Source organism: Marivita sp., from assembly GCF_017643905.1.
Taxonomy (GTDB): Bacteria; Pseudomonadota; Alphaproteobacteria; order Rhodobacterales; family Rhodobacteraceae; genus Marivita.
In genome coordinates, this window is record NZ_JAEPMO010000026.1 from 1 (window position 1) to 24,563 (window position 24,563).

Annotated in this window: 22 protein-coding genes; 10 read left to right on the forward strand and 12 right to left on the reverse strand. The window is 61.2% G+C overall.

Going from position 1 to position 24,563, the window contains the following annotated elements:
- The first annotated feature begins 112 nt into the window (after positions 1–112).
- Genes JJ869_RS05885 through JJ869_RS05915 form a run of 7 tightly spaced genes read left to right on the forward strand, consistent with a single transcriptional unit; the run spans position 113 to position 5,663 of the window.
- Positions 113–832: an SDR family NAD(P)-dependent oxidoreductase gene (locus JJ869_RS05885; protein WP_292265258.1), complete on the forward strand. Its 720-nt coding sequence runs from the start codon at positions 113–115 to the stop codon at positions 830–832.
- On the forward strand, positions 829–1,305 hold the full coding sequence (locus JJ869_RS05890; protein WP_292265259.1) for a MarR family transcriptional regulator: 477 nt from the start codon (positions 829–831) through the stop codon (positions 1,303–1,305). The genes JJ869_RS05885 and JJ869_RS05890 overlap by 4 nt, the downstream gene beginning before the upstream one ends.
- A complete protein-coding gene (locus JJ869_RS05895) occupies positions 1,292–2,095 on the forward strand; it encodes an enoyl-CoA hydratase family protein (RefSeq protein ID WP_292265260.1) in 804 nt (267 codons plus the stop codon). The genes JJ869_RS05890 and JJ869_RS05895 overlap by 14 nt, the downstream gene beginning before the upstream one ends.
- Positions 2,095–3,246, forward strand: coding sequence for an acyl-CoA dehydrogenase family protein (locus JJ869_RS05900; protein WP_292265261.1), 1,152 nt, complete (start codon positions 2,095–2,097; stop codon positions 3,244–3,246). The genes JJ869_RS05895 and JJ869_RS05900 overlap by 1 nt, the downstream gene beginning before the upstream one ends.
- Positions 3,246–4,862 (forward strand): AMP-binding protein, encoded by a 1,617-nt coding sequence (locus JJ869_RS05905; RefSeq protein ID WP_292265262.1) that lies wholly within the window; start codon positions 3,246–3,248, stop codon positions 4,860–4,862. The genes JJ869_RS05900 and JJ869_RS05905 overlap by 1 nt, the downstream gene beginning before the upstream one ends.
- A complete protein-coding gene (locus JJ869_RS05910) occupies positions 4,859–5,278 on the forward strand; it encodes a thioesterase family protein (RefSeq protein WP_292265263.1) in 420 nt (139 codons plus the stop codon). The genes JJ869_RS05905 and JJ869_RS05910 overlap by 4 nt, the downstream gene beginning before the upstream one ends.
- Positions 5,268–5,663: a RidA family protein gene (locus tag JJ869_RS05915; protein ID WP_292265265.1), complete on the forward strand. Its 396-nt coding sequence runs from the start codon at positions 5,268–5,270 to the stop codon at positions 5,661–5,663. The genes JJ869_RS05910 and JJ869_RS05915 overlap by 11 nt, the downstream gene beginning before the upstream one ends.
- A 6-nt stretch (positions 5,664–5,669) precedes the next feature.
- Here the strand turns inward: JJ869_RS05915 and fahA are convergent, their stop codons facing one another.
- The 5 genes from fahA to JJ869_RS05940 are packed head-to-tail and all read right to left on the reverse strand — an operon-like array spanning position 5,670 to position 11,079.
- Complete coding sequence (fahA, locus tag JJ869_RS05920; RefSeq protein WP_292265267.1) at positions 5,670–6,920, reverse strand: fumarylacetoacetase; 1,251 nt, start codon at positions 6,918–6,920, stop codon at positions 5,670–5,672.
- 3 nt (positions 6,921–6,923) lie between these two features.
- Positions 6,924–8,273, reverse strand: coding sequence for a homogentisate 1,2-dioxygenase (hmgA, locus tag JJ869_RS05925; RefSeq protein ID WP_292265269.1), 1,350 nt, complete (start codon positions 8,271–8,273; stop codon positions 6,924–6,926).
- Complete coding sequence (locus JJ869_RS05930; RefSeq protein ID WP_292265271.1) at positions 8,270–8,467, reverse strand: DUF2783 domain-containing protein; 198 nt, start codon at positions 8,465–8,467, stop codon at positions 8,270–8,272. The genes hmgA and JJ869_RS05930 overlap by 4 nt, the downstream gene beginning before the upstream one ends.
- Before the next feature lie 4 nt (positions 8,468–8,471).
- Entirely contained in the window at positions 8,472–10,085 is a 1,614-nt protein-coding gene (locus tag JJ869_RS05935; protein ID WP_292265273.1) for an FAD-dependent oxidoreductase, read from the reverse strand.
- A gap of 28 nt (positions 10,086–10,113) precedes the next feature.
- Entirely contained in the window at positions 10,114–11,079 is a 966-nt protein-coding gene (locus tag JJ869_RS05940; protein ID WP_292265275.1) for an MBL fold metallo-hydrolase, read from the reverse strand.
- 94 nt (positions 11,080–11,173) lie between these two features.
- Between JJ869_RS05940 and JJ869_RS05945 the strand changes: the two genes are divergently transcribed.
- On the forward strand, positions 11,174–11,683 hold the full coding sequence (locus JJ869_RS05945; RefSeq protein WP_292265277.1) for a MarR family winged helix-turn-helix transcriptional regulator: 510 nt from the start codon (positions 11,174–11,176) through the stop codon (positions 11,681–11,683).
- Between the two features lie 82 nt (positions 11,684–11,765).
- Here the strand turns inward: JJ869_RS05945 and JJ869_RS05950 are convergent, their stop codons facing one another.
- The 7 genes from JJ869_RS05950 to mtnK all read right to left on the reverse strand — a co-directional run bounded on the left by JJ869_RS05950 (position 11,766) and on the right by mtnK (position 21,909).
- Entirely contained in the window at positions 11,766–12,380 is a 615-nt protein-coding gene (locus JJ869_RS05950; RefSeq protein WP_292265279.1) for a response regulator transcription factor, read from the reverse strand.
- 3 nt (positions 12,381–12,383) lie between these two features.
- Entirely contained in the window at positions 12,384–16,337 is a 3,954-nt protein-coding gene (locus JJ869_RS05955) for a PAS domain S-box protein (protein ID WP_292265281.1), read from the reverse strand.
- A gap of 153 nt (positions 16,338–16,490) precedes the next feature.
- Positions 16,491–17,681 (reverse strand): FIST N-terminal domain-containing protein, encoded by a 1,191-nt coding sequence (locus JJ869_RS05960; RefSeq protein ID WP_292265282.1) that lies wholly within the window; start codon positions 17,679–17,681, stop codon positions 16,491–16,493.
- Between the two features lie 174 nt (positions 17,682–17,855).
- Positions 17,856–18,536, reverse strand: coding sequence for a class II aldolase/adducin family protein (locus JJ869_RS05965; RefSeq protein WP_292265284.1), 681 nt, complete (start codon positions 18,534–18,536; stop codon positions 17,856–17,858).
- The gene (locus JJ869_RS05970) at positions 18,536–19,540 is read right to left on the reverse strand and encodes a sugar-binding transcriptional regulator (protein WP_292265286.1); all 1,005 of its coding nucleotides are present in this window, start codon (positions 19,538–19,540) and stop codon (positions 18,536–18,538) included. Before JJ869_RS05970 ends, JJ869_RS05965 begins: the two co-directional genes overlap by 1 nt.
- 9 nt (positions 19,541–19,549) lie before the next feature.
- Positions 19,550–20,653 (reverse strand): S-methyl-5-thioribose-1-phosphate isomerase, encoded by a 1,104-nt coding sequence (gene mtnA / locus JJ869_RS05975; protein WP_292265287.1) that lies wholly within the window; start codon positions 20,651–20,653, stop codon positions 19,550–19,552.
- The gene (mtnK, locus tag JJ869_RS05980) at positions 20,650–21,909 is read right to left on the reverse strand and encodes an S-methyl-5-thioribose kinase (RefSeq protein WP_292265288.1); all 1,260 of its coding nucleotides are present in this window, start codon (positions 21,907–21,909) and stop codon (positions 20,650–20,652) included. The genes mtnA and mtnK overlap by 4 nt, the downstream gene beginning before the upstream one ends.
- Before the next feature lie 127 nt (positions 21,910–22,036).
- On the opposite strand from mtnK, the gene JJ869_RS05985 reads away from it, so the two are divergent.
- Together JJ869_RS05985 and JJ869_RS05990 are read left to right on the forward strand one after the other, a co-directional pair.
- Positions 22,037–23,554 carry a sugar ABC transporter ATP-binding protein gene (locus tag JJ869_RS05985; RefSeq protein ID WP_292265289.1) on the forward strand — a complete coding sequence of 506 codons (1,518 nt, stop codon included), beginning with the start codon at positions 22,037–22,039 and terminating at the stop codon, positions 23,552–23,554.
- On the forward strand, positions 23,551–24,561 hold the full coding sequence (locus tag JJ869_RS05990; protein WP_292265291.1) for an ABC transporter permease: 1,011 nt from the start codon (positions 23,551–23,553) through the stop codon (positions 24,559–24,561). The genes JJ869_RS05985 and JJ869_RS05990 overlap by 4 nt, the downstream gene beginning before the upstream one ends.
- The last annotated feature ends 2 nt before the right edge of the window (positions 24,562–24,563 follow it).

A 24,563-nucleotide genomic window follows, 5' to 3' on the forward strand; every position in this document is an offset into this window, starting at 1 on the left:
ACGAAGCGACCAAGCGCGGTGACCGCGGGGCAACGGACTGGCCGTTGCCCTATCTCGCCGGGCGCGATCAGGCGTGGCGGCTGGCCGAGCGCGAGGCCGAGGCGGTGCGGGCATGAGGCGGGTTCTGGTCACCGGCGGCGGAACGGGCATCGGTCGGGCGATTGCCCATGCCTTTGCCGATCACGGCGATGCGGTGACCATCGCAGGACGCCGGCTAGAACCTCTGCATGACGCTGCCGAGGGGCGCGACATCACCTGCCGTCAGGCCGATGTGACATCAGAGGCAGACATCGCGGCTCTGTTCGACACACCGTTCGACGTGGTGATCGCCAATGCAGGTTGGGGGGCATCCGGCAAGGTGGCGAAGCTGTCGCTTGACGATTGGAACGCCACGCTTGCCGTCAACCTCACCGGCACGTTCCTCACCTTCCGCGAAGCATTGCGGACGGGGCCAGCGGATGCACGGCTGATCGCCATCGCCTCGACCGCATCTTTGCAGGGCAACGCCTCTGTCCCGGCCTACACCGCCGCCAAGCACGGTGTGCTGGGGCTCGTGCGCTCCATCGCGCTGGACGTGGCAAAGACCGGCGGCACCTGTAACGCGATCTGTCCGGGCTTCACCGATACCGATCTGGCGGAAGGGGCCATCACCGGGCTGATGCAGCGGTTCGATTTGGACCGGGAGGCCGCGACCGCAAAGGTCGCCGCAGGCAACCCGCAGGGGCGGCTGATCACCCCGTCCGAGATTGCGGGAACCGCGATTTTCCTTGCCTCGCCCGCTGCTGCGGGGATCAACGGCCACGCATTGTCCGTGTCAGGGGGCGAGGTATGAAACCCGAACATAGCCTACAGACCGAACCCGTGTCGAAGGCCCGCCTGCGCCTCTGGCTGCAGCTTCTGAAACTGTCCTCGGGCATCGAAGGCGAATTGCGCCGCCGGTTGCGCGACCGGCATGACACCACCCTGCCCCGGTTCGACGTGATGGCCGCCCTTGCCCGCCACAGGGACGGGCTGAAGATGAGCGACCTGTCCCGCTACCTCAAAGTGTCGAACGGGAACGTCACCGGAATCGTCGACCGTCTGGTCGAAGAAGGTCTGGCGCTGCGTGTGGCCGTGCCCGGCGACCGCCGCGCCAATCTGGCCCGGTTGACCCCCAAGGGCGAGGCTGCGTTTGCCGACCTCGCCGCACAGCACGAGGCGTGGATTGACGAACTGCTCGCGCCACTCACGGACACCGACACCCAGACACTGACGGGCCTGCTGAAAAAGGCCATGATTCAGGAGGCCAGACATGGATCTGACTAAGCCGCAGCATTTCCGCTGCGAAATCGCAGGCGGTATTGCACGCATCGCGCATGACCGGCCCGAGCGGAAAAATCCCTTTATCTTCGACAGTTACGCTGAACTGCGCGACTGGTTCCGGGCGCTGGTCTATTCCGATGAAATTCATGCCGTCGTGATCCTGCCCAATGGTGGCAACTTTTCCTCGGGCGGCGATGTGCATGACATCATCGGGCCCCTGACGCGGATGAGCATGAAAGAACTGCTGACCTTCACCCGCATGACCGGCGATCTGGTCAAGGCGATGATCGGTTGCGGCAAGCCGGTGATTGCCGCTGTAGATGGTGTTTGTGCAGGCGCCGGTGCGATCATGGCGATGGCGTCGGACCTGCGGCTGGCCACGCCTGAGGCCAAGACAGCGTTCCTGTTCAACCGCGTCGGGCTTGCGGGCTGTGATATGGGCGCGTGCGCGATCCTGCCCCGGATCATCGGACAGGGCCGAGCAGCCGACCTACTTTACACCGGGCGCGCCATGAGTGCGGCTGAGGGCGAGGCGTGGGGGTTTTTCAACCGCGTTGTGGAGGCTGACGCATTGGAGGCCGAGGCGATCAAGCTTGCCGAACGCATCGTGGCAGGTCCGACCTTCGCCAATTCCATGACCAAGACGATGCTGGCGCAGGAATGGTCGATGAGCCTTGAGCAGGCCATCGAAGCCGAGGCACAGGCGCAAGCGATCTGCATGCAGGGCAATGACTTCCGCCGCGCCTACGAGGCGTTCGTCGCCAAGGAAAAACCTGTGTTCGAGGGCGATTGATGGCAGATCAAAGCTACCTTCACTGGCCGTTTTTCGACCCTACCCATCGGGACTGGGCCGCGCGTGTCGACGAGGTGGCACAGGGGTTGGAGATTGACCACGGCGACACGGATGCGGCGTGCCGGTCTTTGGTGTCTCAGCTTGGTGCAGCGGGTCTTTTGCAGCCCACATCAAGCGACGACGGACGGTTCGACCTGCGCACGCTCTGCCTCGCGCGGGAAACGCTGGCACGGCACGACGGTTTGGCTGATTTTGCCTTTGCCATGCAAGGGCTGGGCACCGGGGCGATTACGCTGTTTGGAACCGAGGCGCAGAAAACCACTTGGCTGCCGAAAACCCGCGCGGGTGAGGCGATTGCAGCCTTTGCGCTGACCGAACCGGGGTCGGGATCGGATGTGGCCAATTCCACCATGACCGCCACGCGCGATGGTGACAGCTATGTTCTGAACGGTGAAAAGACGTGGATTTCGAATGGCGGAATCGCCGATCTCTACACGCTCTTTGCCCGCACCGGAGAGGCTCCGGGGGCCAAGGGCCTGTCCGCCTTCATCGTCACCCCCGACCTGCCGGGGTTCGAGATTGCCGAACGGCTCGACACCATCGCGCCGCATCCGCTCGCCACGCTGCGCTTCACCGATTGTCGTGTCCCCGCGAGTGCGCTGCTGGGCGCGCCCGGTCAGGGGTTCAAGGTCGCCATGTCGGTGCTCGACGTCTTCCGCGCCACTGTAGCGGCCGCTGCGCTTGGCTTTGCACGCCGCGCACTGGACGAGGCTTTGGCGCGGGTGACAACGCGGCAGATCGCCGGGTCGCCGCTGGCCGACTTGCAGATGGTCCAGGGCCATATCGCGGACATGGCCGTCGATGTCGATGCAAGCGCCCTGCTTGTCTACCGCGCCGCGTGGACACGCGACAGCGGGGCGCCGCGCATCACCCGCGAAGCGGCGATGGGCAAGCTATTCGCTACTGATCAGGCGCAACAGGTCATCGACACAGCGGTTCAGCTTTTCGGCGGCGACGGCGTGCGGTCGGGCACGGCTGTCGAAACGCTCTACCGCGAGATCCGCGCGCTGCGCATCTATGAAGGCGCGTCGGATGTTCAGAAAATCATCATCGCCCGTCAGACCCTTGCTGCCTTCGAAGGAGGAACGTGATGCTCGGACCCTCTGCCCATGTCGACACATTCGCTCGCGACAACCTTCCGCCGCCTGACCTCTGGCCCGAGTTCAATCTGGCGGGGTTCGATTATCCCGAACGGCTGAACGCCGGGTGGGAACTGACCGATGGCATGGTCGAGAAGGGTTTTGGCGACCACACCGCGCTGATCGGCAACGGGCGGTTGCGCACCTACAAGGAACTCAGCGACTGGACCAATCGGCTGGCCCATGTGCTGGTCGAGGATTTGGGCGTGAAACCGGGCAATCGCGTGCTGATCCGGTCGGCCAACAACCCGGCGATGGTGGCTTGTTGGCTGGCTGCAACCAAGGTGGGTGCGGTGGTGGTCAACACGATGCCGATGCTGCGCGCGGCCGAGTTGCGGACCTATGTGGAACTGGCCGAGATCACCCACGCTCTCTGCGACACACGACTGATGGACGAGATGGTGGCCTGCGCCAAGGACAGCGCGACGTTGACATCCGTGGTCGGGTTCGATGGCACCTCTAACCACGATGCAGAATTGGACCGGCTGGCGTTGGAAAAGCCTGTGCGGTTCACCTGCGTGCCCACGGGGCGGGACGATGTAGCGCTGCTGGGGTTCACATCGGGGTCTACCGGAGTGCCCAAGGCGACAATGCATTTCCACCGGGATTTGATGATCATCGCCGATGGCTATGCGCGCGAGGTCTTGGGCGTGACACCGGACGACGTATTCGTCGGCTCTCCGCCTCTGGCGTTTACATTCGGGCTGGGGGGGCTTGCGATCTTTCCGCTGCGCTTCGGGGCAGCGGCCACGTTGCTGGAACAGGCAACGCCGCCGAACATGATCGAGATCATTGAGAAATACAAAGCCACGGTCTGTTTCACCGCCCCCACCGCGTACCGCGTGATGCTGCGTGCGATGGAGGATGGGGCCGACCTGTCATCGCTGCGGGCGGCGGTGTCGGCTGGGGAAACCCTACCTGGCCCCGTCTATGACGAGTGGATCACCAAGACGGGCAAACCGATGCTCGACGGGATCGGGGCGACGGAATTCCTGCACATCGTCATTTCCAACCGGTTTGACGACCACAAGCCTGCCTGCACCGGCAAACCTGTGACCGGGTACGAGGCCAAGGTCATCAATGACGCGGGTGAGGTGGTGCCGGATGGTGAGGTCGGTCGGCTTGCGGTGCGCGGCCCGACCGGGTGTCGCTATCTCAAGGGCGATCGCCAGAGCGCCTATGTGCAGGATGGCTGGAACATCACCGGCGACAGCTTCTGGCGGGACGAAGATGGCTATTTTCACTTCGCCGCGCGCAATGACGACATGATCGTGAGTTCCGGCTACAACATCGCCGGACCCGAGGTCGAAGCGGCCTTGCTAGCCCACCCCGCCGTGGCCGAATGCGCGGTGATCGGCGCACCGGACGAGGAACGCGGGCATATCGTTCAGGCCCATGTGGTGCTGTCCGAAGGACATCTCGGGACTGCCGATATGGTCAAAGCCTTGCAGGACCACGTGAAATCGGCCATCGCGCCCTACAAGTACCCACGCTCGGTCGTGTTCACCGACAGCCTGCCCAAGACCGCCACCGGCAAGATCCAGCGTTTCAGATTGAAAGACCAATGACAGAGCCCGTCTTCGCCAAGGACCAGAAGGTTCTCTTTCGCCATTGCGACCCGGCGGGGATCGTCTTTTTTCCACGCTATTTCGAGATGATGAACGATCTCGTCGAAGCATTCTTTGATGAAGCCCTCGGCTATCCGTTTGAAGAAATCCTCAAGACCGAAGGCGTCCCCACTGCCCAGATCGAAACCCGGTTCGTCTTGCCCAGCTACCACGGTGATCTGTTGCACCTGAGGCTGTGGGTTACGCGGCTTGGTACGACGTCAATGACCTACAAGATGACCGCCACATGCGGCGACGAGCTGCGTTTTGAGACCCGCGCCACCTTGGTTCATGTCGATCAGGTGGGCCGCCCCGAACCATGGCCCGAACAACTGCGCATCACAGTCAAGACCCATGAGGCCCGAGATGACACATAAAACGATCCAGCCCGAGGGCTGGCTGCCCGCCAAGGGCTATGCCAACGGGATGTTGACCAAGGACGGCGTGCTGCATATCGGCGGGCAGATCGGCTGGGATGCCAACAAGGTCTTTGTTGCTTCGGATTTCATCGGCCAGATGCGGCAGGCCCTGTCCAACATCCGCGCAATAGTCGAGGCTGCAGGCGGCACAGTCGAAGATGTCACCCGGCTGACATGGTTTGTGACCGACAAGACTGAGTATCTGGCGCATCAGACCGAAGTCGGCGCCGCCTATCGCGACGTGTTCGGCAAGCACTTCCCCGCAATGTCCATGGTGGTGGTCAGCGCTTTGATCGAAGACGAGGCCAAGGTCGAAATCGAGGCCACCGCGCATCTGGGCTGACGGATCTCAGCCTCGCGCGGGCAGCACCTTCCCCACACAGGACCCGAACCCGATGCGGTAGCCGTCGCCTTGCGCATGACCGCGCAGCGAAATCGTATCGCCATCCTCGACAAAAGTCCGCGTTTCGCCCGTATCCAGCGTGATCGGCTCTTTTCCACCCCAACTCAATTCCAGCAAGGCGCCGCGACTGTGCCGTTCCGGCCCCGAGATGGTGCCTGACCCAAGCAGATCGCCCACCCGCATCGGGCATCCGGAACTGGTGTGATGCGCCAATTGTTGCGCGGCGGAATAGTACATTTCGCGATAGTTGGTCCGGGCGATAACGGTCTCGGTGCTGCCGTCTGGCGTCAGCCCAACCTCAAGCACGATGTCGTAGAGCATCGGACCGGGTTCCAACAGATAGTCCAGCAGCGGCATTTCCCGCGCAGGTGTGTTGGTGCGGAACGGCTCCAACGCTTCGGCTGATACGATCCATGGGCTGATCGTGGTGGCGGTGGCCTTGGACTGGAAAGGGCCAAGCGGCTGGTATTCCCACGCCTGAATGTCCCGCGCCGACCAGTCGTTCAGGATCACGTAGCCGAAGATGTTGTCGAACGCCTCGGCCACGCTGATCGGCCCGTCTGACGCCTGCCCCACAATTGCGCCCATTTCGAGTTCGATGTCGAACCGGGCCGACGGCGCAAAGCGCGGTGTGGCATCGTCCGATGCCTTGATCTGACCATGCGGGCGCGTGACCGGCGTGCCGGAGACCACAACCGAGGACGCGCGGCCATTGTAGCCGATGGGGATGTGCAGCCAGTTCGGCGGCAGCGCGTGTTCCGCCCCCCGGAACATGGTACCGACATTGGTCGCGTGGTGAAGGCTCGAGTAGAAATCGGTGTACTCACTCACACGGAACGGCATGTGCAGCACCGCCTCGGCCATCGGGACGGAATGCGTGATGATCTGGTCCTGCACCGCCTCGTCCGCGCCGTCGGCCAACATGGCAGTCAGCGCCGCGCGGTAACGGGACCACGCCTCACGCCCCAACTCCATGAAATCGTTCCAATAAGGCGCGTCCAGCACATCCGCATCAGGATCGGCGCGCAGAAGCCCTGCTGCTTCGAGCCCGGTCGCATCGACGATCCGGTCACCGATCGCAACACCGCAGCGCAGATCACCATCACCCACCGAGAATACGCCATAGGGCAGATTGTTCAGCGGGAATTCGCCCTCAGGCGCGTTGGCGCTTTCCAGCCAGGACCTGCGCAAACCCATCTGTTATTTCTTCCCCGGCGTGCCGTCGAACTTTTTCTCCAAGCTGTCCCAGCAATCGATGTAATCGTCCTGCAAGGGCGCTTCTTTTCCCGCAAATTCAGTAAGATGCTGCGGAAACCTCGTCTCGAACATGAAGGACATTGTGCGGTCCAGCTTGTCAGGGCCAAGGTTGGCATTCGACGCCTTCTCGAATGCCTCACGATCCGGGCCGTGGGGAAGCATCATGTTGTGCAGGCTCATGCCGCCGGGGACAAAGCCCTGCGGTTTGGCGTCATACTGGCCGTAGATGTTGCCCATCAGTTCGGACATGATGTTCTTGTGATACCACGGCGGGCGGAAGGTGTTTTCAGCCACCATCCAGCGTTCGCGGAAGAGAACGAAGTCGATATTCGCAGTGCCCGGCACACCCGAAGGCGCGGTGAGGACGGTAAAGATCGACGGGTCGGGATGGTCGAAGAGGATCGCGCCGACCGGACAATAGGTCCGCAAATCATACTTGTAGGGCGCGTAGTTGCCATGCCAGGCTACCACGTCGAGCGGGCTTTGTCCGATTTTTGTCTCGTGGAACTGCCCGCACCATTTGACCGTCAGTGTCGACGGAACTTCGCGGTCCTCGAACGCAGCAACCGGCGCTTTGAAGTCACGGGGATTGGCCATGCAGTTGGCCCCAATCGGTCCACGCCCCGGAAGGTCGAATTTCTGGCCGTAGTTTTCGCAGACGAAACCCCGGCACGGACCGTCGAGAACCTCGACCCGGTAGACCAGCCCGCGCGGGATGATCGCGATTTCCTTGGGTTCTATATCGATGATGCCAAGCTCGGTCGCAAAGCGCAGGCACCCTTCCTGAGGAACGACAAGCAACTCGCTGTCCGCGCTGAAGAAATAGGCGTCCTTCATGCTTTCGGTGACAAGGTAGATGTGGCTCGCCATGCCGACCTGCGTATTCACATCCCCCGCCGTGGTCATGGTGCGCATGCCAGTCAGCCAGGTGAGCGGCGCATCGCTGTACGGCACCGGATCCCAACGGTATTGGCCGAGGGAGGTCACGTCCTCAACCACATTGGGCGCGCTTTTCCAGTATGGCAGGTCAACCCGCGTATACCGCGCCGAGTGCTTGACGGAGGGTCGGATGCGGTAGGACCAAGTGCGTTCGGGCGGGTTGGCGGTGAAGGCGGTGCCGGAAAGCTGTTCACCATAAAGCCCGTAATTGCATTTCTGCGGGCTATTCATGCCGCGCGGCAGGGCGTCGGGCAAAGCCTCGGTCTCGAAGTCATTGGCCCAGCCGGGCATGTATCCCGGCTCGGTCAGCGTGCCTTTGGCCTGAACAAGGCCGGATGTGTGCGGAGCATTCATGACTTGTCTCCTTTCGATGCAGCGGCCAGCGCTTCGGTGAGCACCGCGCGGTCGCCGATATGGTTGGCAAGGATCAGGATCAGACGGGCGTTCAGCGCGATGCTGTCATCGTCGCTCAGCCCCTCGTGGGTGGCCAGCAATTCGGCGTAGAAGCCGTCCGGATCGGGAATGTTGGGGGCGGTGTTCAAAGCCATCGCGTCAGTCCTTTCCGATGGCGCGGCGCAGGGCGGCGCGGACCATCGCGTTGTAATAGGCAGGCCAGCGCGCGGCGACATGCTGGTCGGGGCGGATCAGGTAGACGGCAGCGGCTGCATCCCCGAGATAACGCACCCGGGTGTCGCCCTCCGCAGGCACCTTGACCCCACGAAGCGCCAAACCCTCGGCTTCAAGCCGCTCCGACACGTCCACACCAACGCCGAGCAACACGAAGTCTCCGCCAAGTTGATCCAGCAGGAACCCCTGCCCCAATGGCGCATCCGGGCACGGCGCACCAGGCCGTGTGCGGGCGGGTCCATCGGGCAGCCCATCGGGTGTGTTTAGCGGCAAATCATCGTAGACGCACGGCACGGAGAGCCGACCGGAATTGACCAATGGACGGGCAAATGCGTGGTGCTCGGCCAAATCCAGCACCGCATTGCGGAACACATGGCTGATCTTCGATTTCGGCGTGATGAAATCGGTTGAGCGGGACGAATTCAGGATGTTCTCGTCCGCGCCGTACCGCCGCTCGACATCATAGCTGTCCAGCAGGCTTTCAGGCGCTTTTTCGTTCAGAACAAGCCCAAGCTTCCACCCCAGATTGTCGACATCCTGAATGCCGGAATTTGCGCCGCGCGCGCCAAAGGGTGACACCTGATGCGCGGCATCCCCGGCAAAGATCACCCGACCGTGGCGGAACTTTTTCATCCGGCGGCATTGGAAGGTGTAGATTGAGGTCCAGACAAGCTCATACTCCACATCAGGCCCCAACATCGCATCCAGACGGCAGCGGATGTTCTCTTCCTTCAGTTCTTCCTTGCGGTCGATATCCCAACCCAGTTGGAAGTCGATCCGCCAGACACCATCGGGCTGCTTGTGCAGAAGTGCCGAGTCGCCGGATTTGAAATGCGGCTCGAACCAGAACCAGCGTTCGGTCGGGAAATCCGCCTTCATCGTGATGTCGGCGATCAGGAAATTGTCCTCGAACACCCGGCCTTCGAAATCGAGCCCCATCATCTTGCGCAGAGGACTGGAGGCACCGTCGCAACCGATCAGCCAGTCGGCACTGATCCGGTAGGGACCGTCCGGCGTGGTGATGTCGAGGATGACGTGATCGTCCCGCACATCCACCGCATCCACCCGGTTCTTTCCGCGTAGATCGATCGGCGCACCCGCCGCTTGCACCTCGCGGACGCGTTCGACAAGGAAGCGTTCGAAATAGGGCTGTTGGAGATTGATAAAGGCGGGGTAGCGATGGCCGGTTTCGGGCAGCAGGTTGAACTCATAAACCTGCCGGTCGTCATGGAACACCTTGCCAAGGTTCCAGACCACCCCCTTGTCCAGCATCGGTTGCGCGCACCCGTACCGATGGGCGATCTCAAGCGTCCGTTTCGCAAAGCAGATGGCGCGGGACCCCTGCCCGACGCCCTCGTGATCATCGAGCAGGACCACCGGAATGCCTTGCAAGCCCAGGTCCAATGCCGTGGCCACGCCAATTGGCCCGCCCCCCAGCACGACCACCGGATGGCGCACGGGTGCAGCCGCATCCTGATCGGTGCTGCGCGCGTAGGGGTACAGCTTGAACGCCAGCTGATAACGGTCATCGAGCGGCATGATGGGTCTCCTCCCCCCTCAGTCAGCCTTAGCCTTGCAATTGTTCCCACATCTCGAGGTCACGTTCCGCCGTCCAGATGCGCGGATGCACAATCCCGCGCGCCTCGTCATAGGCGCGGGCGACGTTGAACGGCAGGCAGTGTTCGTAGATCGCGTAATCCTTGAACTTGGGATCGCAGGCATCCCGTACCGCATCCCATGCATCCTTTAGGCTTCCGCCCTTCGCGGCAATCGGTTTGACCGCGTTATAGGTGCTGTCGACGAAATCCCGCGTGTTCGCGAGGGCGGCATCCACCATATCGCGCCCGACCAGAGCGTCGCCACGTCCCGGCGCAATGCTTTGCGGATCATAGGCTTTGACCGCATCCAGTGTCGCGCCCCACTCCTCAAAGTGGCCATCACCACAATAGCAGGCCGAGTGATATTCCACGATGTCCCCCGTGAACATGGTCTGACTGTCAGGCACCCAGATCACACTGTCCCCCGCTGTATGCGCGCGTCCGATCTGTTTGATCTCGACCTTCCGCTTGCCCAGATAAACCGTCATGCTGTCGCTGAAGGTGGTGGTGGGAAATGTCAGACCGGGGATGCTTTCGTGACCTTCAAAGAGGCGCGGAAAGCGCTGGAATTCGCTGTCCCAGTCTTCTTGCCCGCGCTCAACCACCATACCGCGCGCGGCGTCGGACATGATGATCTGATCCGCGTTGAACGCACTGGCCCCCAACACCCGCACCGCATGGTAATGGGTCAGCACCACATGGGAAATCGGCTTGTCGGTCACGCTGCGCACACAGTCGATGACCTTTTGCGCCAGACGGGGTGTGGCCTGCGCTTCGACGATCATCACGCTTTCATCGCCAATGATGACGCCCGAGTTCGGATCTCCTTCGGCGGTGAAGGCGAAAAGGCCCTCGCCGATCTCGGTAAAGGAAATCTGCTTTTCTGCGGTGTCGCCCTGCGATGCAAAAGCCATGTGTACGCGTCTCCCTATCATGCCCCAGCCCATGTTGTCCCGGGGCAGATCATTCGTCGTTGCAAAAGCAACGAAAGTCAATATCATTTCAAATGCAACGACTTTGGATCACTCCATGACACCCGACGATTTTCACCTGTCTTCGTTCCTGCCCTACCGGCTGGCGGTTCTGTCGGAACGGGTCAGCAGACGGCTGTCGGTGGAATACGGACGGACCCATGGGCTGGCTGTCGCGGAATGGCGGGTTCTGGTGCATCTCTTGCGCTGTGGCGCAGTGTCGATCCGTGACATCCACAATTGCGTCAATCTGGAAAAACCAAGGGTCAGCCGTGCGGTGTCGCGGCTTGAGGCAGAGGGGCTGGTGCAGAAGGCACAAGGCGATGGCGATGGGCGCCTCGTCGCAATTTCGCTGACAGATGCAGGACGTACCGCCTTGGCGGACATTATCCCGGCGGCCACCCGGATTGAACGGCATCTGACCGATGCCGTCAGCCCGCAAGACCTCGAGACGTTCTTTCGCGTAATGGAGCGGATGCATGCCGTTCTTGATGATGATCCGGAAGCCAAACCGAGGACGGCGATGGACCTAAACCAAAACGCCAACCCGATCTCTTCGCCGGCCTAGGCTTTTTGCCTGCGGTCGTCGGCAGCCTGATGCAGATACCATCCCAGCGGAACGCATGCATGCATTACGCACTGCAAGCCACTCAAATGAAGCCTTCTTTTCTTGCGATTGCAACGATTGCAGCATGGTCCTGCGCCTCGAACTTCCGGCATAATGTCTTGACGACAAAATTCACGGTAAGCTCTTTCAAACCCAAATCGCTGGCGATCTGGGCGACCGATCTGCCACCGTCGAGGTGCTTCAGCACCAGCAGTTCGCGCGATGTCAGCCGCTGTTCCGCCATGGATGCGGATGCCTTCCTCGGATAATCGGGATCTGAGTCCAGAAGGTTGACCTGTTGGCCAGACACCATGGCGCGCACAGCCTCGATGTAGCTTTTCGCTGCAAGTTTCTTGGGAAGGAACCCAGCTGCGCCGAAGCTCAGCGCATCCCGGACGACGTGATGCGGGAGATTGCCTGACATCAGGGCCACGCGTGCACCCTTTCCGTGGGCCATCGTACGGCGCACGCCTTCCAGACCGTCCATCCCCGGCATGTGGTAGTCCAGAAGGATCAAGTCGAACGGATCACATTTCGCAATTTCGGCCAGCGCATGGTCAAGATCATGCGCCAGCGTGACTGTCATCTCGGCCCGAGTCAGGATGGCCTCCAGTACTTCGCGCAACATTTCCTGATCGTCGGCGATTAATATGCGCATGCCTTACCCGTGCTGTTCGACTGAAGACATTAAGGCCAATTCCGACTTCAATACAAGCGATTGGCGGTCGATCGGTTTGGACAGCACCGCTGTGAACAACGCACCGGACCGACCGGCCTCGCCCGCCAGTGCGGTGACAAGAATGGATGGCAGGTTCGGTACGATTGCCTTGGCGGCTTCGGTCAGTTCGGCCCCCGTCATTCCCGGCATGTCGTAATCTGTGACCAGCAAGTCCCACGTGTCAGGATCATCGCGCAACGCATCGAGAACGTCCTGAGGATTGGTGGTCGCCGCGACCTCGGCACCGGCCGCTTCGAGATAGGCGGTGATCACGTCAAGCACTTCCGGCTGATCATCCACAACAAGGATCATGCGGCCATCAAGACGACCAGTCCCTTCAAAATCCGGATCATCCGGCGCGACCGGTTGCTCGACCATATCGATTGGCCAGAACACTTCGAATTTTGTGCCTTTTCCAAGTTCCGTGGTCAGGCTCAAAGCCCCTCCATTGTCTTCGATGACCGAAGACACGACCGCCAGCCCCAATCCGGTGCCCAAATCTCCCTTTGTGCTGAAATAAGGAGTCAGGATCCGCGAAGCGACATCCGGCGGCATGCCGGGGCCGGTGTCCTCGACCGTAAGACAGGCGTAGCGGCGTGCAGGATCAACGCGCCCGACAGCCATTGCCCCGGTCGGGACATGACAGCTTGCAGACGAAAGCCGGATCGAAATCGCACCGGGACTGTCAGCGATCGCGTCACGCGCATTGATCCCTAGGTTGAGCAGGAGCTGAAGCACATCTGTCGGGTCCGCCAAAGCTTCCACCGGAGTCTCGGGGACGGTCACGGTAAGCCGTGCGGCAGAATGCAAGCTGGACCGAATGAGATCCGCCGCCTCTTCGACGGGTCGGCGCAGGTCCAGATTGATCCGCGAAGATTGGCGTGCCCCAAGGGTCAACAGGCGCTTTACCAGGCCTGCAGCCTGATCCGACGCTGACAAAATCCGTATTGCGCCAGCAGCCGTAGCCCCCCCTTCTTCGGCGATCAGCGACGCCCCCCCCGAGATGATGGCCAGAAGATTGTTGAAATCATGCGCCAGTCCGGCTGCCATTTGCCCGATCATCTCGCGGCGCTGTGCGAGTTGGAGTTCATTGAGCAACCGCTCGCGCTCGGCGCGTTCCCGTCTTCGCGCGGAAATGTCGCGCGTGATGCAAATGATCCCACCGTCCTGATTGAGTGTCAGAGACACATCCTGTTCGACTAGGCTACCGTCTTTGGCCAATCCGACGGCCTCACCCGACCAGCGCCCATCCCGCATGAGAGTGGGCATGACATGTTTCGTCATCCATTCGATCTCTTCGGGCCGGTATAGAACGGTGAATGATTGCCCCAGCAATTCTGAATCGCTGCTGTATCCGAACATCTCGACATGGGCGCGGTTGAGAAAAAGATATCGACCCTCGGCATCGGTGATGGCGATTCCATCCTGGCTGGCTTCCATAGCCGCAGCCCGGTCGGCCAGCGCCCTTTGTTCAGCTTGTTTGAGATCTGTGATATCGACACGCAATTCGACACGTCCGCCATCTGGCATGGCTTTTTCGAACACGCGAAGCCATGAGCCGTCCGGCAATTGCTGTTCGAACTCACGGTCGGGCTGCGAATGTTGAACGAACTGCTCCGCGAGCCATTCCTCTTCGCGCCCAATCGCCTCGGGGTACTGGCCAACCTCAAGACCGTACCGGATGATGCTGGCAAAGCTCGCGCCCGGGACAATCGCCGGTGCCGACAACTCGTAGATCTGACGGAACCGGCTGTTGCAGATTACAAGCCGATCATCGGCATCGTAGAGAACAAACCCGTCCTGCAACGCTTCAACGGCTTTTTCGAGGTTGGCCCGTGCCAGTGCGGCATCGCGGGCAGCCTTTCGCAGCGACTCTGCCTGCTCGCGTTGTTCAGTGATGTCGACTTCGACCGCGAGGAACCCTTGTAGTCCTCCAGCCTCGTCCTGTAAGGGCTGAATATCAATCGACAGCCAGTATTCCTGACCGTCACGCGATTGATTCAGCACTTCGACCTGAACGGCTTCCCCGCGGTCCAGAGCCTTTCGCATCTTTTCGACGGTTGCAGGATCGGTGTTAGGTCCCTGCAAAATGCGCCCGGGGTTCTTGCCTCTGACGTCGTTCAGTGTCCAACCGGTTGTCCGTTCAAACGCTTCGTTCACCCATTCAATGCGCCGCCGTGCATCGGTCACCACAACAAGGTTGGTGGTGCGTCGCGCGATTTCGGACAGGCGTTCAACTTCTGCCGCCTTTTCGCGTGCCTCGGTGATGTCGCGCAAAGCCAGCACATAGCCCTGATCGCGGATCGTCGACGCCGCCAGTTGCCACCAGCCCGTGACAGACTTGCCCAATGCCATCTGGAAAGTGTGGTTGACCACATCTGCACCTGCGTCCAGTTCGCTCAGTTTCTGGCGCAAGACCTTGGCAAGGTGGGCAGGCAGTTTTTCTTCGGGTGTTCGATTGACGTAAGTTGCGTCTATTGTTTCAGGTAGCGAAAGTGCTCCGGAATGCCACGAGACAAACCGGCCTTCGCGGTCAAGTTCGACTATCAGGTCGGGCAAGGCAGACAAGACGGCTTCAAGTCTGTTGCGCTGCGTCAGCGTTTCGGCATGGGCCGAAACCAAACGTTCCTCGGCATCCCGGCGCGCCAGAACGGACACGATGACCTTTGCCACCGACCGGATCAGATGTACCTCACCCGGCAGGAAGGTGCGCTGGTCACGGACCGCGTCAAAGCCGACAAAGCCTCTGAAGGCACCATCCTCGACCATCGGCACAGCAAGAAGAGAGCGTATGCCCTGTTCCACCAACAGGTCTTTTTCCGGAGCGTCATCCGGCATCGCAGCCACATCCGGGATCACGACTTCTGATCCCGCATCGAAAAGCGCGCGCCAATGGTCGATCATCCCGATGGGAAGACCTTGAAGCATCTCCAGCGCGGGCTCAATCCCGGGGCCGCACCATTCGTGCGTGTTGTCGATGAACGCCTCGTCCTTGCGAAGGCGGAACACATACACCCGGTCGGTGTCAGTCAGCCTGCCCATTTGGTCGAGGGCCGCATCAATTGCCGCGTCGATGTCCTTGAGCGGTGCCCCCAGCAGCGCATCAAGAATGCCAACAACCTGACCCTGCATCTCGGTCAGACGTGAAAACGCATTGTGAACTGCTTCGAACGGGGCATCAAGAACAGCATCCGACCGTTCCAGGGGTTTGCCTTCGATCAGCCCGACCAAGAGCGCATTCCGCCGGGCCTCGCGCAGCGCCAGCAACGCCTGAGCAGCCAGTTTCGAGACTTGCTCAAGAGTTCGGAGGTCGCCGGACGAATACCGTCCCGCCACCTTGCATCCCAAGAGAAACGCCCCGGCTTTTTCGTCGGGCATCTCCAACGGGACAATCATGGTCGACGCCAATTCTTCCGCACCACCGGGCCAGGAATAGCCTTCGATGAGGTTTGTCATCTTTGTCAGGCGACGCGACCGGTCGATCATCGTTGCGGGCAAAGGCAAGGCATGCCCTTGGTTGACCTTGTCCGCACAGGTCGAAATGATCGTATGTTCGCCCTCGGCCTGAATGAAAAAGCAGTCTCGCCCACCGATTTCGCGCTTCAACACGTCCAACAGGGATTGCATGGCTTCATCTGCGCCGGATTTTCCGGTCAGTGCCTTGAGCGCCTCCGACAGGATCGACCGTTCCTTGAGCGCCACCGCTTCCCGCAGACGAACCGCTTCGTTATTTGCCAGCGCGGTGCGCACGGCTGCAGCCTCGGCCATAAGCCGATAATTGATCTCGACGATTTCGTTGTTCTTCGCCTCAAGAAGCGCTTCCGCCTCGAGGCGCGCCTGTTTTTCGCGCTCGTAGAGGCTTTGCGAGATCATTGGTTCTCGGGTTTCACTGCTCATGTTTCGGGTCCGCGTGTCAAACCATCTGTTCTTTTGTCAAACTGCCCCACAATACTCGAACCCACAGGATCACCCCTTTCGAAAAGGGACCATCCGAAAAGCCGCGATCGTGCATGTGCAACCACAGCACGATCCTTCGCACAATCCGGCTTATCACAGTTCAGGCGCACTGAACATCGTACAGGAAATCATCAGATTTCCGTGCTTTGCATATTCTCCGGCCGGCACGCCCTGCTCGCAGAATGTGAAGATGCCCAGCCATGGCTTGTCTCCAAGGACGTCGTTGATCCCGGCCGACACGTCGTCCATCCGGTCCTTCACCGCCAACATGCACCCACCACAATAGACCACCAGTGCCCCTGTCACCTCGCCTCCGGCGTTGTGGCTTGCCTGCTCCGCGACAAGGCCGGCCCGCTCGACCAGACTTTCCACCGATCCCTGCATCTGCCAAAGCTGATCCCCTTCGGACACCGCTGCAAACAGGTCGACCGCACCGCAAGGATGGGCAACGGCAGGATGCGCCAACAGGTGAAACGGAACGCCCGCGACCCGTCGCATCTCACGACCCAGGGGCCAGAACGTGGAGTCCGCAAGGATGGATCGCGGCTCTTCTTCTGCAACCGGAACAGCACCGGCGGACCACTCGTTCAGAATTTCGGCCGCGGGGCGTCCGTCGATCTCGTAAAGGCGGCGTTCCTCGACCCGGGTCACTGTTCCGTTCGATCCTGTTGGCGCGTACCCGCTCTTGTAAACTGAAGCGACAGGTGTGGATGGGAACAAGACCGACACGACCAGCCCGTCTGAATGAACTGCGTCCGGCCCGAACAGCGACCACTTGCCTGAGACATCATTGTCGGCTGCACTGCCTCCGACGATCAATGTGTCTTCGCCAACAACGGCACACAATCCGGCGATCACATCTTCCTCGCGTCCGGGCGCGACGCTCAGCCAGACCATCTCTGGGATTTCACCGGGACGTCCTGCACGGGACAGTGCTTCGGTTGCCGCCTCGCGCGCCGCAGCTTCAGCGTCATCGCCCAAATCGACGGAACTGGTGCCATAGCTGCCATCGGCGTCCCAGATCGCAAACACCCCCAGACCGGACCCGCCGATATCCACACCTGACGATCCCATGATCCCGAGACAGGACGACCCACCGTGCAACGCTGTGGCCCCGAAAGCGGTCTGCGCACCTTGATGAAGATCCGCTGCATCAAGTCCAACGCCGAAATGAAGCGCGAGAAAGTTCGGCGTGCCATTACGGTCCATCTCGAGCCGTGAAGCGATCTCGGCCAAACCGCTGGATGTCTCCCCAGCTCTTGATTGTGCAGCTAGAATTTTCATGGTCACCTTCCTTCTTGAGGGAAGTTAGCCTGAAAATCTCGCGCGTGTCATTGTTCAAACGCACCCACCACGGTTTCGAAGCGACACAAAGAGCGCCACAGATCGACTTGCCGAATTCACGACACCACGGTCACGGCATTCGTGTCTGCCAAAAATGTGTTCAAACCCGCGTTTTCAGGCTTCTTCTGTCGCCGCTGGTCGCGGCCCATAATTTTGAAAAGCAACAAGGACCTCAGCGATTTCAGCCTCCGACAGGATATGGGGTTCTCCACCGATTCTGCTGAACAGATAGGTGCGCGCGAGCGTTTCCAATTCCTCCAACCGCCACCGCGCCTTGGCGATCGTCTTACCAAGAACCGTGGCCCCGTGGTTGGCCATAAGACATGCATGACGGTCTGCCATGATCTCGGCCATGTTGGCGCAAAGCTCGGGACTGCCGAACAGCGCATAATCCGCAAGAGGCACATCATTGCCGCCAAAAGCCGCCACCATGTAATGACAGGCCGGGATCGGTCTGCGCTGCACCGCGAGGATACTGCAATAGGGCGGGTGGGCGTGCAGAACCACGGGCATATCGGGTCGTGCCTGATGCAGCCCTTGATGAAACGGCCATTCAGACGAGGGTTTCAATCCCGCTCCATCCGGCTGACCATCAAGCGGGATGGTCACCATCAGATCAGGCGTGAGGTCTTCATAGGGCACACCCGACGGTGTGATCAGAATGCCCGTTTCGGTCCGCGCAGAAATGTTGCCGGACGTGCCCTGATTGAGATGGCGTTCGTTCATCCAGAGACAGGCGGCGATCAGTGCCTGACGGGTCTCTTTGGTGTCTTGCAGTGGTGCGGCTGGGGTCATCAGATCATCTCCATTAGGTCTTCGGCGACTTGCGCGCTGGTCGCCAGATGAGTCACAAAGCCCCCCTTCATCGCGGCGCGCGCAGGACGCGCCCGCCCCGGTCCCGCCGCAACAAGAAGCGCCATCTCCTTGCCCCTCATCTGATCCAGTGAGACACCGATCATCCGATCCTCGACGGCAGACACCACGGGATGTCCCTCTTCATCAATCAGGCGCCCACAGATCACGCCAACGGCCCCCTTTGATCGCTGGGACGCGATTTCGTCGGGCGTCAGAATTCCGCTGCGCACCACATGGGCGTCTGCATCGCAGGTGCCACAAGCCAGAACCGTCTTGTTGCACGTGGCCAGCGCGTCCAATTGATCGCGGACCACGGGCTCATCACACAGCGCATCCCGCAGCGCCTTGTTCGACAGAACCAGAGGGGCATGGAAGTTGATGCATTCGGCCCCCAACCGTTGCGCCAGAATTGCCGTACAGGCTTCGGCGGCGAATCCCAAAGCGGCAGGCCGCGATCCCAAAAGCTGGATGACCGACAGGTCCGGCACGGGTGTGTTTGGCACCTGCTGCGCCATCTGGTAGACCGTTGCGCCCCAGGACACACCCAGCCGGTCGCCGGGTTCGAGCAAACGCGGCAGCCAGTCCGCCGCCGCCCGTGTCACCCGCGCGACGCTTGCCGCAGCGCCATGCGGATCGACAGGATCGTCCGGCACCACCATCGCCTCATTCAAACCGTAGGCGGCGCACAGCTCCTCGGCCAGCCGGTGCCCCTTGAACACGTCGCTGTCCATATGCACCCGCACCCAACCCCGATTGCGCGCCTCATTTAGGTAATTGACCACCGACGCCCGGCTGATGCGCATGCGTTCGGCGATGTCGTTCTGGTTAAGCCCGTCGTGGTAATAGAGCCACGCCGCCTCGATAAAGGGCGCGTCGTCCCGTGCGGGCAGCCGTGCTGCATCCACCGAAGCCGTGCGCATTTTGCCAAGCGGGGCGGCAGGCATCGGGGAGCCCTACTCTGCAGCGCGGGCGAATTCGGGGAACAGGCCTGTCAGCCCCTCTTCGGACGCATCGCAAACACCGCGTTCGGTAATCAGCCCGGTGACCAGACGGTTCGGCGTCACGTCAAAGGCCGGGTTGCCGCCCGGAGTCCCTTCAGGAGTGACCCGCACCGTACCGATGCCACCGGCGTCAAGAACGCCCTGAACATGGGTGACTTCCCGCGCGTTGCGCTCTTCGATGGGGATTTCGGCCACACCATCCGACACGGTCCAGTCGATGGTAGGTGATGGCAGCGCCACGTAAAACGGCACATTGTTGTCCTTTGCCGCGAGCGCCTTGAGATACGTGCCGATCTTGTTGCACACATCCCCTTGCCGCGTCGTCCGGTCAGTGCCGGTGATGACCATGTCCACCATCCCGTGCTGCATGAGATGCCCGCCCGCATTGTCGGTGATGTAGGTGTGCGGCACGCCATGTTTGCCCAACTCCCAAGAGGTCAGCGCGCCCTGATTGCGGGGGCGGGTTTCGTCAACCCAGACATGCAAGGAGATGCCCGCATCATGCGCCTGATACATCGGGCTTGTTGCCGTGCCCCAGTCCACTGTCGCCAACCATCCCGCGTTGCAATGGGTGAGCAGGCGCACGGGTTCCCCTGCCGGTTTCTTCGCGGCGATTTCACGGATGATGGCCAGACCGTTTTCGCCAATCCGGCGGTTGATCTCGACGTCCTCATCCGCAATCTCATGCGCCAGCGCCAAGGCCGCCGCCGCACGGTCCCCCTCTGCCAAAGGTCGCAACGCGGCGCGGCAGCGGTCAAGCGCCCAGCGCAGGTTGATTGCCGTCGGGCGTGTTTTCTCAAGGAACGTCCACGCCGCATCCATGTTTGCATCTGACGGGTCTTCCGCCATCGCAAGCGCCATACCGTAAGCTGCCGTGGCCCCGATCAACGGCGCGCCGCGCACGCGCATCTCGTAGATGGCATCGGCGTAGTCCTGCATCGTCGCCACCGGGATCACCCGGAAGTCATGCGGCAACCAGCGTTGGTCGATGATCTCGAGAACGGACTTCTCGTGGTTCCACCACAGCGAGCGGTAATGGGTTCCGTCGATCTTCATAAGACGTCCTTTCCGTTGAAGTCCCGCGCGATGGCGCAGACTGCGCTGGCATCGCTCAGCCTCTCGGCCTCGTGGATCAGTTCCGAGCCCATGAGCAGATTGCGCGCTTCCAAAGGCGCCCGAACCGCCGGGTCGGCGATGTCTTCGAAATCGGCATTATGCGCCAGAGACAGGCAGCGGCGGTGCATTTCGATCCCGCAGACCGCCCATGCGTCGCGCCAGATGCCCGCGAGAACCGCATCACAGGCGGGGGTGCTGTCGTGACCCTGATCTTCGAACAAGCAGGCTGGGTAGAGAATGCCCGTCCGCTCGGTTTTCCAGAGATGGCGGAACTCGGTCTCGAAGGTCGTGCAGACTTCTTCGATCACCCCCAGAATCCACTCTTGATAGTCGGCCAGATCCTCACCCCGGTGGGCGGGCTGACTGAAATAGGCCATCAGGAAATTCGCGCAGAGCATGCCAATATCGAACCCCATCGGCCCGTATTGGGCGAATTCCGGGTCGATCACCCGACTTTCGCGGTCCGTCGACATGATCGATCCGGAATGCAGGTCGCCATGCACCATGGTTTCGGTGTTGGACACGAACCGCTGCAACACCTGCTGCACCTTCACCTTGAGCGCAACATCAGACCGGAGGCGTTTGACGACCGGGTCCAGCCCTTCGGTGTGGTGGTTCATTTCGGCGCTGAAATAAGGATCGGTGAAGACCAGCGCCTCGGTGATGGCCGGAATGTCCACATTGCCCGCGAACAGCGCCACATCCGCTTTCTTGTCACCGCTTTTCATCGACAGCTCGGACCCACGAAACGCGGTGCGGGCGCAGAACTTGCCCAAGAACTCTGCAAGCCCATCCACGCGGTCCCCCGCGATCAACTTGCGGCGCAGGATCAGGTGCGGCGACAGGAACTCCATCACGATCAGCGCCTGTGCCTCATCGAAATAGAAGATTTCAGGCACCGAACCGGGGTCGCGCGCAGCCTGACGGGTCAGCGCATGGTACTCAAAGAATGCGCGGTAAAGCGGCAGCGGCCAGCTGTCCCCCACCAGTCGCACATAGGGCAGCGCCTGTTTCACCACCGCCTTGCCCTTGGGTCCGGTCACGATGAAGACGAGGTTCAGGTTGCCATCCCCGACCTCTTGCACCTGCCAAGTCGCATGGTCCGCGCCCACCTGTGACGCCAATGCGGAGACGCCTTTCAAACGCTCTGGCAATGTCTCAACACTCAGGGCTTCATAGCTGGCGCTTGCGCTCATCAGTGGCCTCCCCGCTTCCTCCAATGCACACTCCCTTTGTGCGTAGCCTTCAATTTACACTTATGTCAAATTATTTGACAAATGTATTTGCACCCGCCTACCTTCGCCCCATCAGGGGAGGAACCGAGTGGCTGTCGATGCGCTCAGAGTGAACGGTTTGCAAAAATCGTTCGGTAAAAACCATGTATTGCGCGGGATTGATGTGACCTTGGAACCGGGGTCTGTGACCGTGCTCATGGGGGCGAACGGCGCGGGCAAATCCACATTGGCCAAGGTGATCTGCGGGCATCACCGCGCCGACGGCGGCAGCATGACACTGGCCGGTCAGGCGTTTGACCCCGTGGATGCCGCAGACGCGATCCGGCAAGGTGTCGTCACGGTTCACCAATCCATAGACGACGGCGTGATTCCCGATCTGGACGTCGCGAACAACCTGATGCTGGACCGGCTCGTGGAACGCAGCCACGGGCTTTTCGTGCGCGAACGTCACCTGCGCGCCGAAGCGGCCAAGGTCGCCGCCGCGATGGGGATCGACGTCAACCTGCGCGCCCGCGTGTCGGACCTGTCGGTGGCGGATCGCCAGATGATCGCCATCGCCCGCGCCATGGCCCGCGCGCCCAAGGTGCTGATCCTTGATGAACCGACATCGTCGCTCTCGGCGACCGAGGCGGACAGGTTGTTTGCGCTGATCGACCGGCTGCGCGCGCAGGGTGTGGCGATCCTTTACATCTCGCACCGCATGTCTGACATCCGCCGCATCGCGGATCGGATCATCGTCATGCGCGACGGGGCGATCTCCGGCACCTTCGACACCGAGCCCCTCGACTACGAAGCCGCCGTGACCGCGATGCTCGGCCACCGTATGACTGAATTGGACGTCGCCGTGCAAAGCGGCACCGCGCCGGTTCTGGAACTCACGGATCTGAGGCTCTTCGAAGACGCCGCCCCGATCAGCCTGCACGCCCGCGATGGTGAGGTTGTGGCGCTGGTCGGCCTTCTGGGCAGCGGGAAAAGCCGTCTGGCCGAAGTCCTCTACGGGATAGCCCGCCCGGCCAACGGCGCGATCTGTATCAACGGCACGGACTACACGCCACGCTCGGTCGAAGATGCCGTTTCACAGGGCGTGTTCATGTCGCCCAAGGACCGGGGCACCAACGCTGTGATCCCCGCCTTCGACATAGCAGACAACATGACCCTGCCCTTTCTCAAAGGTCTGAGCGTCGGGTCGTTCCTGAAGGCAAGCCGCCAGAAAACCCGCGCGCACGAGATGGTCAGCCAGCTTGGCATCGTCTGCCAATCGGTGGGCGACGGTATCGACACGCTGTCGGGGGGCAACCAGCAGAAGGTTATGATCGCCCGCTGGCTGCTGGAACCGGCAAAGGTGCTTCTTCTCGACGAGCCGTTCCAAGGCGTAGACATCGGCGCGCGGCGCGACATCGGGCGGCACATCCGCGCCACGGCCAAAGGTCGGGCAACACTCGTGTTCCTTGCGGAAATCGACGAGGCGCTGGAGATCGCGGACCGGATCGTCGTGATGAACGAAGGCGCCATCGTCGGAGAATACAAGAACCGGAATGTCGACCTCGCCGCGTTGGTCGCGGACATCTCGGGGGCCCAATTGACCGCAACAGGCACACATCCATGAACGACCGACTACTCGACTTTGCCATCCGCTACGGATTCCTGATCCTGCTCTTCGGGATGGTTGTCTATTTCAGCATTGCGGCCCCGGGCTTTTTCGGCCCGCTTTCTGCGGCGTTCGTGCTGCAATCCGTGGCGATCACCGGCATTCTGGCACTCGGCGTGACCTGCACGCTGGTCGTGGGCGGTTTCGATCTGTCCATCGGCGCGGTCGCCACATCGGCGCTGATGCTGTCGGCCTATTCGATGGTGATCCTCGAACACCCCACCATCGTGGCTGTGTTCCTCTGTCTGGCGATGGGGGCGTTGGTGGGGTTGATCAACGGGCTGTTGATCGTCAAATTCCGCGTGCCCGACCTGCTTGCCACTTTGGGCATGATGTTCCTGCTGATCGGTCTGCAACGCATCCCGACGCAGGGCAATTCCATTGCCACGGGCATGACGCTGACCGATGGTACAGTGGCCGAAGGCACCTTTTCCGCCGCCTTCCTCTGGCTCGGGCGGCACCGCTTTGATCTGTTCATTGACCGACTTCTGCCCATGCCGGTGGTTATCTTCATCGGGATCGCTGTCCTGATCTGGCTGTTCCTTGGCTTCACCCGGCATGGGCGGCTGATGTACGCCATTGGGTCGAACGAACGGGCAGCGGCGCTCGTGGGTACTCCGGTCAACCGCTACAAGATCGCGGCCTACATGATCTCGGGTGTGACCGCCTCCATCGGGGGCATCCTGTTGGCCGCCCGTCTGGGGCGCGGCGACATCGCCAGCGGCAACAACCTGCTTCTGGACTCGGTCGCCGCCGCACTCATTGGCTTTGCCGTTCTCGGCGCAGCCCGGCCCAACGCATTCGGCACCGCCATCGGTGCGCTGTTCGTCGGCATCCTGCTACAGGGCATGACCATGATGAACGCGCCCTACTACACACAGGATTTCGTCAAAGGCGCGGTTCTGGTCGCAGCCCTTGTCTTCACATTCTACCTGTCGTCGCGTCGCAGCGGCACAGGACACTGATA

Coding starts and splice junctions, on each gene's coding strand:
- JJ869_RS05915 (WP_292265265.1), top strand. CDS start 5,268: ATGACACATAAAACGATCCAGCCCGAGGGCTGGCTGCCCGCCAAGGGC.
- JJ869_RS05970 (WP_292265286.1), bottom strand. CDS start 19,540: ATGCCTGCCGCCCCGCTTGGCAAAATGCGCACGGCTTCGGTGGATGCA.
- JJ869_RS05990 (WP_292265291.1), top strand. CDS start 23,551: ATGAACGACCGACTACTCGACTTTGCCATCCGCTACGGATTCCTGATC.
- JJ869_RS05900 (WP_292265261.1), top strand. CDS start 2,095: ATGGCAGATCAAAGCTACCTTCACTGGCCGTTTTTCGACCCTACCCAT.
- JJ869_RS05940 (WP_292265275.1), bottom strand. CDS start 11,079: ATGATAGGGAGACGCGTACACATGGCTTTTGCATCGCAGGGCGACACC.
- mtnA (WP_292265287.1), bottom strand. CDS start 20,653: ATGAAGATCGACGGAACCCATTACCGCTCGCTGTGGTGGAACCACGAG.
- JJ869_RS05895 (WP_292265260.1), top strand. CDS start 1,292: ATGGATCTGACTAAGCCGCAGCATTTCCGCTGCGAAATCGCAGGCGGT.
- JJ869_RS05935 (WP_292265273.1), bottom strand. CDS start 10,085: ATGCCGCTCGATGACCGTTATCAGCTGGCGTTCAAGCTGTACCCCTAC.
- JJ869_RS05955 (WP_292265281.1), bottom strand. CDS start 16,337: ATGAGCAGTGAAACCCGAGAACCAATGATCTCGCAAAGCCTCTACGAG.
- JJ869_RS05930 (WP_292265271.1), bottom strand. CDS start 8,467: ATGGCTTTGAACACCGCCCCCAACATTCCCGATCCGGACGGCTTCTAC.
- JJ869_RS05910 (WP_292265263.1), top strand. CDS start 4,859: ATGACAGAGCCCGTCTTCGCCAAGGACCAGAAGGTTCTCTTTCGCCAT.
- fahA (WP_292265267.1), bottom strand. CDS start 6,920: ATGGGTTTGCGCAGGTCCTGGCTGGAAAGCGCCAACGCGCCTGAGGGC.
- JJ869_RS05885 (WP_292265258.1), top strand. CDS start 113: ATGAGGCGGGTTCTGGTCACCGGCGGCGGAACGGGCATCGGTCGGGCG.
- JJ869_RS05960 (WP_292265282.1), bottom strand. CDS start 17,681: ATGAAAATTCTAGCTGCACAATCAAGAGCTGGGGAGACATCCAGCGGT.
- JJ869_RS05950 (WP_292265279.1), bottom strand. CDS start 12,380: ATGCGCATATTAATCGCCGACGATCAGGAAATGTTGCGCGAAGTACTG.
- JJ869_RS05965 (WP_292265284.1), bottom strand. CDS start 18,536: ATGACCCCAGCCGCACCACTGCAAGACACCAAAGAGACCCGTCAGGCA.
- JJ869_RS05905 (WP_292265262.1), top strand. CDS start 3,246: ATGCTCGGACCCTCTGCCCATGTCGACACATTCGCTCGCGACAACCTT.
- JJ869_RS05945 (WP_292265277.1), top strand. CDS start 11,174: ATGACACCCGACGATTTTCACCTGTCTTCGTTCCTGCCCTACCGGCTG.
- hmgA (WP_292265269.1), bottom strand. CDS start 8,273: ATGAATGCTCCGCACACATCCGGCCTTGTTCAGGCCAAAGGCACGCTG.
- JJ869_RS05890 (WP_292265259.1), top strand. CDS start 829: ATGAAACCCGAACATAGCCTACAGACCGAACCCGTGTCGAAGGCCCGC.
- mtnK (WP_292265288.1), bottom strand. CDS start 21,909: ATGAGCGCAAGCGCCAGCTATGAAGCCCTGAGTGTTGAGACATTGCCA.